The sequence below is a fragment of the Actinomadura vinacea genome, from assembly GCF_039532545.1.
Lineage (GTDB): Bacteria > Actinomycetota > Actinomycetes > Streptosporangiales > Streptosporangiaceae > Spirillospora > Spirillospora vinacea.
In genome coordinates, this window is sequence record NZ_BAAARW010000001.1 from 25,409 (window position 1) to 38,137 (window position 12,729).

Here is a 12,729-nt window from a genome sequence, read left to right on the forward strand (position 1 = left end):
CCGCCCCATGCCCGCCCAGTAGAGACCCGGAATATACGGGAACGTCGCACATCCCCCAACCTTGGGGGTATTCACCGGTCGTACATCGTTGCCATGAGGGCGAGCCGGTCGGCGAACCGCGGACGGCCGAGGTCACGGTAGGCGCGCGCCCAGAGGGGGTGCAGGCCGGCGAACCGGTCGGGGTCGTCGTGGAAAGCGTCCGTGAGCTCCAGCAGGGCGGACGCCGGGAAGCCCGCGTCCAGTAGCCGGTCGGCGCCGGCGAGGATCTCGTCCAGTTCGCCGGAGTTCACGGGGCCTTGGGCGGCGAAGGCATCGGCCGGGGCCAGCACGCCGACTCCGGTCCCGTCCCGGCCGGGCACATGCCTCCAGCCGGACGGGACGGCGGGCTCGAGTGGCACCACCGCGTCGGAACCGTCCGGGGTGATGCCGTGCTCGGGGGCGGGGTGGATGTCGAGTTCGGCGGCGAGCCGGGCGATGAGGGCGCGGGCGTCGTCCCGGAGGTTCTGTCTGCGGAGTCCCAGCGAGAGCATCCACTCCAGGCCGGCCCGGGTGTCCCTGGCGATGAGCCGCATCCCGGCGTCGTCGCCGAAGAGGGCGACGGGGTGATCGGCTCCGTTCAGTTCCGGCGCGAGAACCACCCATCCGACGTAGGTGCCGGTGCCCAGGCTGCCGAACCGCACCAACTCGGGCGTGGCCCACAGCGGAACGAAGTCCTGTCGCACGCCACTCGCCAGCGCGGGGCCTGGATACGTGTATTCCCAACCGTCGGGTGCGGCGGGGACGGCTTCCAGGTCGAACATGAAGCCGAAGTGGGATGCCAGGAGGCACTCGTCGTACAGGTCCTCGTCGGTGAAGGCGTGTTCCCAGGCGATGTCGATCAGCTTGGCGAGCGCGGGAGGTGTGGGGAAGGGGAACAGGTCGTCGACCCAGGGCGGGGGCGCGGACATGGCGATCAAGCTCCCAGAGCGTGCCCGGCTGGTCAAAGAGGTTGACCGGGACAGGCAGACGGGTATGGTTCGCCCAGCAGCTCGAACGGCCCGAGCTGCGGGACGCGTCGGGGCGCACATCACGGCGTGGACGGAGCAGAACGCGGTCGATCTGAACCCGTTCGGCCCGGTGCCCGCCGCCACCTCCGGCGGCGCCGCCTCGGCCCCGTCCACCGGCGAGGGACCCCAGGTGGAACGGCTGCGCGCCGTGCTGCACGCGGCCATCGACGCCATGCCACTGCATGAGCTCATGCGGCTCCGAATCCCCGTGGGATACCTCCCCCCTGGACTGAAAGCGAGCGGCCCCCGACATGGATCCGTCCGCGTCGGCCGCCTTTCTCATTCGGTCGATCCGGGAGATCGCACCGACACACTCAGGCTCAGCCGACGGACAACCACTCGCGCTTCCCCAGGATCAAGCTCACCCTGCTGCCGCAGGGCAGGCTCGTCCTTCCCAAGGACGCCGACGGCGTCCTGCCGATGCCCAGGCGGAGCTGATCGGGCCGGGCCGCTGGCCGCCCGGGTCGGCGGCGACTTCTACCACTGGATCCTGGAGAACCACGGTTTGCACGTCGCCATGTTCGGCACCGGCGGCGTCTCCGACCCGCACATCAAGGTGGACGACAACAAGCACGGCCTCGTCCGGACGGGCCGCATCCACTTCACCATCGATCCGGACCCCGGCGGCCTCGCTCAGGTCGGCGGCGAGCTGTTCTGGGACTGCTCACCGCCGGCGCCTGGCGGGGTGGGGAGGGCCGCCACGTAGCCTTCTCCCCCGTAAAGGGATTCGTAGATGCGGGAGCCGGTCCGGTTCCGCGTCCGGCGGTGAACCGGCGACGCGATGTAGTGATGTTGCCGGAACGGGACAAAATCGGGGGGTTGTGAGGGGTCTCGCGTAGATTCTGGCTGGTGGACGGTGGGGTTGGCGGCCGGGTGGTGCTGCGGCGGACGTCCGTCGAAGACAGGGACGAGTTCGTCGCGCTCGCCAAGGCCAGTACGGAACTGCATCATCCTTGGGTGTGGGTGCCGACCACCGTCGACGCGTTCGGCGAGTATCTGGCGCGGTTCGACCAGGTCACGGCCGTGGGTTTCGTCGTGTGCCTGCGGAGCACGGGGGCGATCGCGGGGTTCGTCGGGATCAGCCGGATCGAGCGGGCCTCGTATGAGAAGGGGGTGCTCGGGTACGGCGCGTTCGTGCCGCACCAGGGGTGCGGCTTCATGACCGAGGGGGTCGGGCTGGCGGTGCGTTACGGGTTCGAGCGGCTCGGGCTGCATCGGCTGGAGGCCGACATCCAGCCGGAGAACGTGGCGTCGCTGCGGCTGGCGGCCAAGGTGGGGATGCGGCGGGAGGGGTTCTCGCCGGGGCTGATCAGGGTCGACGGGGTGTGGCGGGATTTCGAGCGCTGGGCGATCACCAATGATCGGGTTTAGTGATCTTGAGTCTGCACGATAAGCGGACAAATGGGGCGCAGTGCCGCGCTCGGATCTCATCTGGGAGGTCGTTCAGGCGTGGCCGTCGATGTCGAGTTGCTCACGTCCCCATCCCGGCATGAATGGCCGGACACGCTCGACGTGCGGGCACTTCTGGAGGAGGGCTGGCGCCCCACCCCGTTCCGGGAGTTCATCATCAAGGTGCACAGCCGCTGCAACCTGGCATGCGACTACTGCTACATGTACGAGATGGCGGACCAGGGGTGGCGCCGCCAGCCGCGGCGCATGAGCCGTCCCATCGTCGACCAGGTGGCGCGCCGGATCGCCGAGCACGCCGAGGCGAACCTGCTGCGCAAGGTGGACGTGGTCCTGCACGGGGGCGAGCCGCTGCTGGCCGGGGTGGAGCACCTGCGCTACACCGCGACGACGATCCGCGAAGCCATGCCGGATGTCGAGGTGGGGTTCCACGTGCAGACCAACGGGGTGCTGCTCGACCCCTACTTCCTGGAGCTCTTCGACGAGCTGGACGTCACCGTCGCCGTCAGCATGGACGGGGACGAGGAAGGCCACGACCTGCACCGGCGCCGGGCCGACGGGCGGGGCAGCTTCCGGGACGTGCGGGCGGCGGTCGACGCGCTGACGGGACCGCCGCACCGGCGCCTGTTCGGCGGCCTGCTCAGCACGATCGACCTGCGGAACGATCCGGTACGGACCTACGAGGCCCTGCTGGAGTTCGACCCGCCCGCCGTCGACTTCCTGCTGCCGCACGGCAACTGGGACACGCCGCCCCCGGGACGGCCCGACGACGGCACGGCTCCCTACGGGGAGTGGCTCGTCGGCGTGTTCGACCGCTGGTACGGGGCGAAGGTGCGGGAGACCCGCGTGCGGATGTTCGACGAGATCGTCCGGCTGCTGCTCGGCCGGCGCTCGGTCACCGAGGCGGTCGGGCTGGCGCCGGTCTCGCTGGTGGTCGTGGAGACCAACGGCCAGATCGAGCAGGTGGACTCGCTCAAGTCCACGTTCGCGGGCGCGGCCGGCACCCCGTTGCACGTGTCCCGCGATCCGTTCGACACGGCGCTGATGCTGCCCCCGATCGTCGCCCGCCAGATCGGCGCGCGGGCGCTCGCGCCGCGTTGCCTGGACTGCCGCATCAGGAACGTGTGCGGCGGCGGGCACTACGTGCACCGCTACCGTTCGGGACAGGGCTTCCTCAACCGGTCGGTCTACTGCAACGACCTCTACCGTTTGATCACGCACATCCACGAGGTCCTGTCGGCCGACGTGAAGGCGTTGCAGGACGCCTAGGCGGCGTTTCATAAGTCTCGTCCGTGGCGAGCGGCGTTCAGATGCGTGCCTGGGCGTAGCGCAGCAGGACAGCAGGCTTATGAAACACCCCTAGATGGGCGGCGGGTCGAAGTCGGCGTCGAGGTGGCGGCCCTCTAGGAAGACCTTCGTGTCGGGGTGTTCGAGGCCCAGCGTGCGGGTGTACGCGGCCTTGGTCGTCTCGAAGAGCGCCGCCGCCTCCTCTTTCTCATCGAGGGCTTTCAAGTCGGCGGAGAGGTTGGCCGCGCAAGAGAGGGACATCGGGTGGTTGTCGCCGAGGACGGCTCGCAGGCGGCGCAGCGTGCCGCGTCCCAGCCGGCCGGCGTTGTCGTAGTCGCCGAGTGCGGCCAGGTCGCTGGCCAGGTTGGTGGCCACGGTCAGCGCGTAGTGGTGGTCGCGGCCCAGCTTGCTCTCTAGGCCGGCCAATGCCTGCTCGTTGAGTTCCCGCGCGGACTGCGGGTCGTCCATGACGCGGTGCATGATGGCGAGGTTCCCCATGCAGCCGTAGTTGTACGGGTGGGTGGGCCCGTAGACCCTGGGGTAGCGGCGTACGGTGTCGGCGGCCAAGTCCATGGCCTCGGAGGTGTCGCCGCGAGTGCGCAGGAGGTTGGCCAGGCACATCGCGGCGGCGAGCGTGTCGGGGTGGTTGAGGCCGAACTGGCGGACGCATCGGGCGTGGACGTCCTCCGCCAGTTCACGCGCGCGGTCGAGCTCGCCCATGCGCCGCCATGCGATGGACAGGTCTCTGCCCGTGCGCAACGACCAGCTGTGCTCGACTCCGAACTGCTCGACGCTGTAGGCGTAGGCGTCCTCGCCCAGGTCGCAGGCTTCCGAATAGTCGCCGCAGAGCCGCACGGACCGAGCGAGCCCGCTCCAGATGGTGAGATGGGTCAGCTTGTCGTCGTTGTTCGCTTCCAGGGCGAGACAGGTCTGGTACGCGCCCTCCAGCACTTCCTTGGAACGGGTGTAGGAACTGCTGAGCCCGTAGTCCAGCGCCACGTTGTTCGCGGTCCTGACGGTTCTCAGGTCGAGCTCGCCGAACTTGGCCTCGTAGCGGCGCAGCAGCTGCTCGTCGCGTTCGAGCGCGCGCTGGAAATCGCCGCGGGCGCGGAGGTCGGCGCCCTCGCCGCGGAGGAAGCGCAGGGTCAGTTCGTCGTCGGCACCGAGGATCTTCTCGGCCACCTCCAGCGTGCTCAGGTTGAGATTGGACGAGCCCTCGTAGTCGCCCAGCTCCCGCAGGATGTTGGCCTGTTCCATGCGAAGTTCGAGGACGTCCGGGTGTTCCTCCCCCGAGTCGGCGATCCACCTGGGGAGGAAGCTCTCGGCATGGTCGCGGGCCGATTGGAAGTCACCCGACGCGTACAGGTACCGCACGATGTCGACGGCGAGCCGGCGGGCCTCGGCCGCCGCGCTGCGGCCGACCTCGGCCGGGACGATGTGCCCCAGCAGCTCGGAGTACCGCTTCCAGCTGTCGGGCTGGTTGGGGTCGCTGGGGGCGTAGCCCGAGAGCAGCAGGTGGACCTCGTCGCGCAGCCGCCGCTGCTCGTCCGGCGGCAACTCCTCGCGCACCAGGGCCTGGATCAGCCGGTGGACCTGGATGGTGCGGTTGGGGATGTCCAGCCGTGCCAGGGCGTACCGGCCCAGCTCACCGATCACCCTGCTGAGCAGGATGGGGTCGCGGACGAGCCCGGCGAGCGGCTCGCTCAGCCGCAGCCGCGGCTGGCTGAAGGCGTCCCGGGGGATCGGCTCGGGGCCGAACAAGGCGCAGCAGCGCAGCAGGGCGATGGCCTCGGGCAGCTTGTCGTTCAGGCTGGCCACCGACAGGCCCCAGGCGGCGGTCATCGACACCGGGTACTCGGTGGGCTTTCCCTCGGCCAGCAGCCGGCTGGTGTGTTCGGCGAGCAGCCGCAGGTACTCCGCGACGCTCATGCCGGTCTCGGCCTGCAGGGCGCCCGCCTGTTCGAGCGCGAGCGGCAGGTCGCCCAGCTCGTGCGCGAGGCGGTCCGCGTCCTCGGCGGTGATGGCCCGCGGCACCCGCTTCTGCAGGAACTCCAGGCTCTCCTCGCGCCGGAACACGTCCACCGCGACGGTGTCGACGACGCCCTCCCAGCGGTGGTTGCGGGAGGTGATCAGCACATGGCCGCGGCCGTGCGGGATGATCTCGTTCAGGTCCTCGGGCTGGTCGGCGTTGTCGAAGATCAGCAGCCAGCTTTCGTACGGCTCGCCGCGGCGCAGCGCCTCGAGCACCGCCTTGGCCGCGTCCTCGATGCCGCTGGCGGTCGCCGGCGGCAGCCCGAGGAACGGGGCCAGGCTCGCCAGCGAGGAGCGCACCAGCACGGGCTGGTCGGCGGGGATCCACCAGACGACGTCGTACTCCGAGCGGAACCGGTAGGCGTACTCGACGGCCATCTGGGTCTTGCCGACGCCGCCGAGCCCGTGCAACGCGTGCGGCACGACAGCCGTCACCTGGCCGGCGATGCCGTCGCGGAGCTGCCCCAGCAGTTCTTCCCTGCCGGTGAAGTTCTTGTTGCGGGGTGGGATTCTTCCCCACACCTCGGGTACACGTCCCGCCGGTCGCGTCGCCTCCGGGCGTGGGTTGGTCATCCGAGCCACCTCCGGGTCCGTACCGGTCATGACCTTTGCAATTTTCCGTAACACTTACCTATCAGACAAGTCTGCTCTGCGCGGGGATTAGGGAAAAGGATTGGCTAATGTGTCATGTGACACTGCCACCACCTTCCTCCTGCATATGGTCCGGCTTTAATGGTGGTTCTGTGTGGACCTTAATGGGGATGGACGGTGGCAATCATTGGTGGAAGAATCACCGCGGGCGGCAACAAATCCCGCCCACGCCGCGACCCGGCCGATCCGGCGGACCCCGGCGCGCCGGCCCACGGCAACGAACGGTGGCCCACCATTTGCCCAGGGAGAGCGCATGGCAGAGCAGGAACTCCAGACGCACGCCGACGTCGAACCCATCAACACCTCCGGCGTCACGCTCTCCCAGCTGGCAGCACGTCCCGAATCGGCCCTCGTGCACGCCCTGATCGAGCTGCTCGACCCGGAGCGGCCCGGAAGGGGGCCGCTGGGCGGCGGTTTCGACAACAAGCTCATCGGCTACTGACCGGCTCGGGAGAATAACGCGGCGACGCCGTTCCCACCGTCCCGACGAGAGATCTGACGCCCGGGCCGGGATCGCCGGCAATTCATGATCGCAATTTGCGGCCGGGTCGATGGCCGATTAGCCGATATGGCCGGGCCGGGGCGTATTACTCTGGTCGGACCAGCGTCCCCGCGGACACCGCCGTCCGTCCGCGGAGGTCCCGTGCGGAGGTCGTCCGGTGCTCACCAATTCCCTGGCCGAGGGGTCGCCTCCCTATGTCGGAACGCGCCCCTTCGGTATCGGGGACGACCGCATCTTCTTCGGCCGCGACCGGGAGATCGAGGAACTGTCCGCGCTCTGGCGGGACAGCCGGCTCACCGTGCTGCACGGCGGCGCCGGAGTGGGCAAGACCTCGCTGGTGTGCGCGGGCGTGGTGCCGCGCCTGCGCGCGGAGGGCGCGCACGTCCTGCCGCTGGGCCAGATCTGGCGCCGCAACGTCTTCCCCACGGCGGCGTTCCCCGAGCAGAACCCGTTCACCCTCGCGCTGCTGTCGTCCTGGTACCCGGACGAGTCCCCGATCCGCGTCGCGGGGCTGTCGGTCCTGAACTCCCTCCGCAGGCACCGCCGCAAGGACAGGTTCGGCGCGCCCGTGCCCACGTTCGCGGTGATCGATCAAGCCGAGCTGCTGTTCCGGGAGCCGATGCCGCACGCCGGGCAGCGCCGCCGCTTCCTCGACCAACTCCAGGATGCGCTGACCGCCGAGCCGAACCTGCGCCTCCTGCTGGCCGGACGGGAGGAGCATCTCGACGATCTGCTGTCGCTCGGTGAGCGGCTCGGCGAGGACGCCGGCACGCACTACCCGCTGCGCCCCTTCGACCGGGACGCCGCGGTGCAGGCCGTCCACATGCCGCTCACCGGCACCGGCAGGGAGCCGGGCCGGGACGCCGTGGAATCGCTGGTGGACGAGCTCCGCACGGTCCGGACGCCCTGGGAGGCGACGGACCGGCGGATCCCGACCGTGGCGCCGGCCCTGCTGCAACTGGTGTGCGCCCGCCTCTGGGCCGGGCCCGAGCCCGCCGCCGCCCTCGACGCCGGACCTCGCACCGGACGGCTGGCGGGCGAGGTCGACGAGGTGCTCGGCGAGTTCTGCGGCCAGGCGCTGGCGGCGGTCGCGGCCGACCACCGCATCGCCTCGGGACGGGTGGTCTCGTGGTTCCGTGCGGCCTTCGCCGATCGCGGCAGCGGCGGCGGGGTCGCCGAAGAAAGGCTCGGCACGGGCCCGCCAACCGAGATGCCCGCCTCCGTCCTGCGCGCCGTGGAGGACCTGCATCTGGTCAGGGTGCGGGTCCGGGCCGGCGTCCGGACCCACGAGCTCCACCATCCGCGCATGATCGGGCCCGTGCGGGCGCTGGGCGAGCGGTCCTGGCCCGTCCGGCGGCCGGAGCCGGCCGAGCTGCTGCAGGCGGCCGAGCGCGCTCTCTGCACGGGGGACGCGGCCCAGGCGTGGTACGCGGCGGAGGCCGTGATCCGCGCCTGCGGCAACGACGGGCTGCGGTTGCGGGCCGAGGCCGAGCACCTGCTGGGCAACATCGCCTGCGAGCGCCGCCGGGCCGACCTCGCCGTCCAGCATTACCGCAGCTCGGCGAGCATTTTCGAGGTTCTGCAGGACGGCCGGGCGGTCGGCCTCCTGCTCGCCGCGCTGGGCCGGCTGCTCATGGACGGCAGCGCGGCCGACGCCGTCCGGGAGCTGCGGACCGCGGCGAGCCGGCTGCCGAACGATCTGGTCGTCCAGATCGCGCTCGCGCAGGCGCTCTGGGGCGCCGGTCAGCCGACGGCGGCGGTGGCCGTCCTGGACACCGTGCTCGCGCGGGACGGCGACACCCCGGAGGCGCTGCGGGCGCGCGGGGAGATGCTGGTCGACCTCGGCCGGACCGAGCCGGGGCTGCGCGATCTGCGCCGTGTCGATCACCTGGACCGGCCGTCCACCCGCGCCGCCTGGGTCCTCGCGGAGACCGCGCGCGACGATGCCGCGGATCCGCGGGATCTCGTCGGGGGTGTCGGGGGGCACGACGGAGTGTGGCCGGATCCGGCCGGGATCCTCGGTGAGGCGGCCGAGAGCGGGCCGGTGCTGCTGCGCGTCGCGCGGGTGCGCGGGCTGCGCGGGCAGGAGGACGCGGCCGTGTTCGCGGCTCGGGCCATGCGGGCCGGGCGTCCGCCGCTGCCGCCGCATCTGCGGGACGAGGCGCGGCGGCTCATGACCACCGGGTCCCGCGCGTCGCGTGCCACCGGGAGGGAATGATCCGTCGCCGACCGCAATGGCTGGATCACCGAGAATCTCGGATTTGGCGCAATAAAGCCGATGGAAGCGGGTACGGGCGACCTGTGCCGTCAGGCGGTCCGCCATGAGGGCGGATACCGCGCCTTTGTCATCACGGGTGGTGGCGATCGCGGCGCGGTGGGTGGCGCGGTCCGTTCTCGCGCGCGTCACATATTGCGATTTTCTGCGATCCCGGTCGGGAGTGGAGCGCGGTTCGGTAGCGTTCCCTTGCCGGCGTCGAGGTGGCGCGCATCCCACCGGTAGGAGCGGACGGCCACCGCCGCGGTCGCTCAGGTTTTTCGTTCTTGGGCTGAGGATTGATCGACGTGGTCGGAGCATGCCGATATGTGGACGAACGGCTATCCGTAGTTAGCGCGGTCATTGCCCCGGGGCCAGCAGAATGGCGGGAGATGATCTCCTCCTGGCGAGCGGAATAAATGGCACGCCATATCTGGGAACGCGACTTCAGGCTGCTGTGGACCGGTTCGGTGGTCTCGCAGTTCGGGGCGGTCGGGGCAGGGACGGCCACCCCGCTCCTGGCGCTGTCGCTGGGCGGTTCCGCGGTCTCGGCCGGATGGGCGGCGGCGGCGGGCGCGCTTCCGGGGCTGCTGTTCCATCTGCCCGCCGGCTGGCTGGCCGACCGCGCGGACCGGCGCAGGATCATGCAGGTCAGCCAGCTCGTCCGGATGGCGGCGGGGATCGTGTTCGTGGGCGGGCTGATGACCGTGGGCGGGCCGACCTGGCTGCTGCTTCCCGCCGTGATCGTGGCGGGCACCTGCGCGATCTTCTACGGCATCGCCGAGAGCGCCGCGGTCCGGGACCTGGTGTACTCGGCCGGTCCCGGCGCGGATCGGCGGGAGGCGCGCAAGCGTCAGGTGGCGCTGGCGCAGAATGAGGCGCGCCACCATGTGGCGCAGGTCTTGGGGCGTCCTTTCGGCGGGGTCCTTTTCGGTATCTGGCACCTGCTGCCCTATGTCGTCGACGCGGTCGCGGCCCTGTTCTCGTTCGGCATGATGAGGCGGATGAGGGCGGGCCGGGGCGGGGCCGGAACGGGGCACCGGGCGGTGCCGGCCGCCGGGGCGGCGCGGTCGGATTTACCGGCCTCGGAGTCCCTCGCACGAAGCAGCCTTGAATTACTCAGAAAAGACAGATTCCTGTGCACGGTCCTCGTCGTCTGCGCGGTGGCCAATTTCTTCTTCCAGACGGTCGTGCTGCTGCTCATCGTCGCCGCCCAGGAGCGGGGTATTTCCAGCTCCCTGACCGGACTCTTTCTGTCGGCATCGGGTATCGGCGGGCTGCTCGGCGCCTTTGTCGCGCCGCGTGCGTTGCGCAAGGCGGGGGCCGAGAGAATCGTGGTGCGGTGCGTCTGGAGTTGGCTGGCACTGGTCTCGGTCGTGGCGCTCGTCGACCAGCCGCTGGCCGGTCTGGTCGCCTGGGGCAGTTGCAGCTACATGGGCGTGCATGTGAACGTCGCGCTCGAGGTGCACAAAGCGTCGCATGTGCCGCGCGACCTGCAAGGCAAGATCACCGGGATCAGCAGGTTCGTGACCGGCGGGGCGCTGCCGCTCGGCGCGCTGAGCGGCGGTTACCTGATCGCCGAGCTGGAGCCGCGGGGCACCGCGATGCTCGTCTCCCTCGTCATGGCGGTGCTGGCGATCTCGGTCTCTATTGTGGCGTTCCCTCCGACCAGAAAGCGGCTGACCGATATTTCGGTCAGGTGGCGCTGGCGAATGGTGGCCTTGCTGGTGCTGTCGCATGTGGGCCCGTCGCAATCGGGCTCGGCGCACCGGGACATCGAGACTCCGGCGAATTTGTGTCATGAGACATCACTCCGATGTGCCTCGCATGAATCAATGAGTGCGGAACGGTGGAGCCGCGGCCGCGATCTCCGTCCCTTCACCAAGATCAGAATTGGCGGTACCCTGGGTGCCACCAGTGGGGCGGTTGTTTGCATGCCTGCGGACGGAGTGTTCGGAGCATGGAATGAGGGCCAGGTCACTGGACGTCCGGGATCAGCGGCGGCTTGTCGCCGCGTTCCTGGAGATCGACAGCATGCGGCTGCGCAGCACCCGTGACCTCTGCATCTCGGTGCTCGAGCGCGATCTGGGGCACGGCCTCCACCTGGACCGGCACGAGCAGGCGGGGCATGACGTGTGGGGCCTGGTCGACGCCTGCCTGGACAGCCCGGGCGGGATCCACATGCTGCTGGAGGCCGTCGAGACCTTCCACCGCGGCAGCCGCTCGGTGCGGGCGCTGCGCGCGCTCGTCGAGGAGCTGCTGCCCGAGCCGCTGCTGGCCGGCGGCGAACGGCAGGAGCTGAACCAGCTCGTCCAGGCCCTGGAGAGGCAGGGGCTGAGCCCGTTCCAGACCGCCGCGCTCCCGCTGCTCTACCAGCACGCCGTCGGGCCCGTCGGGCCGCCGCTCGGGCTGGAGGTCCGCGGCGTCCGGGACATCATCGAGCAGCTGGAGGAGATGCCGCTCCGCACGGACGGCGTGGCCCCGCTGCTCGTCTTCGTCAACCATCTCGCCGGGTACGCCAGGGGCGCCACGGCCACCGCGTTCGGGGAATGGACGATCCGGTTCGCAGAGCGGTCCGGGCTCTCCGCGGAGCGGCTCCGGCGGCTCCCCCGGATCCTGGAGCCCGCCGCGCCGTCCCTGGACCCCGAATCCGACGCCTACCTGGTGATCGAGTGCCGGCCGGACGGCGCCGACCCGGACCGTTTCGAGGTGACCGCGTGGCTGCAACCCGCCGGCCGCCCCGCAGTGATGCTGCACTGCGACGAGGAACCGCTGCCGCCGGCCCGGCTGCCCGCCCTGGTCGAGGCGCTGCTGGCACGCGACGGCCGGGTGGTGGCGCGGGAGAACCCGGAGCTGACGATCGAGTTCGTGCTGCCGCGCGAGCTGCTCGACCAGCCCTTCGACCAGTTCAAGATCACGATTGCCGGGGTGCGGCGCCGGCTCGGCGTCGAGTACCCGGTCGTCCTGCGCAGCATGGACCGGTTGCGGGGCGGCGCGCCGTGGCACAGCTGGCGGGCGAAGTGGCGGCGGCTGCGCGCGGACCCGGCGGGCGCGACCGTCCACCGGATCGCCGAACCGGGCGGATACGACGACGAGCTGCTGTTCACGCTGCTGTCGGAACCGTCCTCGGTCGGGCTGGCGATGGCGTTCCCGCCGGGCCGCGGCGGCACCGGACGGGTCGACGAGCTCTGGGTCGGCCTGCAGGCGGGCATGCCGGTCGCCGTCTGGTGCCGGGACGGCGGGGCGTCCGGCCGCTTCGCCGACGAGGTCCGCGCGCTGCTGGAGTCCGACCTGCCGTCCTTGCCGCGGAAGGTGCGCGAGCTGCGCCGCGAGGCGGTGCTGGCGCAGGGCGCGCAGGTCAGGGCCGAGGCGATGGCGGGGCAGGAGGCCGTCGCCGTGGGCGCCGGGGCCGTGCCCGGCGCGGGCGTGGAGGTGCGGCGGACGGAGGAGCACGTCGGCTCGCACCTGGCCCTGCTCTACGACGACGCCGACCGTTTTCCCGAGGTGTACGAACCGCTCAGACCGCCGGCGTGACCGGACCACCCGCGTGA

At 70.7% G+C, this 12,729-nt stretch carries 9 protein-coding genes; 7 read left to right on the forward strand and 2 right to left on the reverse strand.

The window, feature by feature from the left end:
• Nucleotides 1-71: 71 nt before the first annotated feature.
• A complete protein-coding gene (locus ABD340_RS00120; protein WP_344586156.1) occupies nt 72-947 on the reverse strand; it encodes a hypothetical protein in 876 nt (291 codons plus the stop codon).
• 604 nt (nt 948-1,551) lie between these two features.
• Here ABD340_RS00120 and ABD340_RS00125 point away from each other — a divergent pair.
• From ABD340_RS00125 to ABD340_RS00135, 3 genes are all read left to right on the forward strand, one after another.
• A complete protein-coding gene (locus tag ABD340_RS00125; protein ID WP_344586157.1) occupies nt 1,552-1,752 on the forward strand; it encodes a hypothetical protein in 201 nt (66 codons plus the stop codon).
• Between the two features lie 143 nt (nt 1,753-1,895).
• Nucleotides 1,896-2,417, forward strand: coding sequence for a GNAT family N-acetyltransferase (locus tag ABD340_RS00130; protein ID WP_344586158.1), 522 nt, complete (start codon nt 1,896-1,898; stop codon nt 2,415-2,417).
• 78 nt (nt 2,418-2,495) lie between these two features.
• Nucleotides 2,496-3,722 carry an FxsB family cyclophane-forming radical SAM/SPASM peptide maturase gene (locus tag ABD340_RS00135; RefSeq protein WP_344586159.1) on the forward strand — a complete coding sequence of 409 codons (1,227 nt, stop codon included), beginning with the start codon at nt 2,496-2,498 and terminating at the stop codon, nt 3,720-3,722.
• Nucleotides 3,723-3,812: 90 nt separating this feature from the next.
• On the opposite strand, the gene fxsT is transcribed toward ABD340_RS00135, so the two are convergent.
• On the reverse strand, nt 3,813-6,344 hold the full coding sequence (fxsT, locus tag ABD340_RS00140; RefSeq protein WP_344586161.1) for an FxSxx-COOH system tetratricopeptide repeat protein: 2,532 nt from the start codon (nt 6,342-6,344) through the stop codon (nt 3,813-3,815).
• Nucleotides 6,345-6,675: 331 nt separating this feature from the next.
• Here fxsT and ABD340_RS00145 point away from each other — a divergent pair, with 331 nt between their 5' ends.
• The 4 genes from ABD340_RS00145 (at nt 6,676) to ABD340_RS00160 (ending at nt 12,712) form a co-directional block, all read left to right on the forward strand.
• Nucleotides 6,676-6,864, forward strand: a complete 189-nt coding sequence (locus ABD340_RS00145) for a hypothetical protein (protein ID WP_344586162.1) — start codon at nt 6,676-6,678, stop codon at nt 6,862-6,864.
• 217 nt (nt 6,865-7,081) lie between these two features.
• Nucleotides 7,082-9,142, forward strand: a complete 2,061-nt coding sequence (locus ABD340_RS00150) for a tetratricopeptide repeat protein (RefSeq protein ID WP_344586163.1) — start codon at nt 7,082-7,084, stop codon at nt 9,140-9,142.
• 455 nt (nt 9,143-9,597) lie between these two features.
• Nucleotides 9,598-11,235, forward strand: coding sequence for an MFS transporter (locus ABD340_RS00155; RefSeq protein ID WP_344586164.1), 1,638 nt, complete (start codon nt 9,598-9,600; stop codon nt 11,233-11,235).
• Entirely contained in the window at nt 11,144-12,712 is a 1,569-nt protein-coding gene (locus tag ABD340_RS00160; RefSeq protein ID WP_344586165.1) for a VMAP-C domain-containing protein, read from the forward strand. The genes ABD340_RS00155 and ABD340_RS00160 overlap by 92 nt, the downstream gene beginning before the upstream one ends.
• Nucleotides 12,713-12,729: the final 17 nt, after the last annotated feature.

Excerpts from the sequence above, each read along its gene's own strand:
- ABD340_RS00120 (WP_344586156.1), bottom strand. The coding sequence starts at position 947 with ATGTCCGCGCCCCCGCCCTGGGTCGACGACCTGTTCCCCTTCCCCACA.
- fxsT (WP_344586161.1), bottom strand. The coding sequence starts at position 6,344 with ATGACCAACCCACGCCCGGAGGCGACGCGACCGGCGGGACGTGTACCC.
- ABD340_RS00145 (WP_344586162.1), top strand. The coding sequence starts at position 6,676 with ATGGCAGAGCAGGAACTCCAGACGCACGCCGACGTCGAACCCATCAAC.
- ABD340_RS00155 (WP_344586164.1), top strand. The coding sequence starts at position 9,598 with ATGGCACGCCATATCTGGGAACGCGACTTCAGGCTGCTGTGGACCGGT.
- ABD340_RS00160 (WP_344586165.1), top strand. The coding sequence starts at position 11,144 with ATGAGGGCCAGGTCACTGGACGTCCGGGATCAGCGGCGGCTTGTCGCC.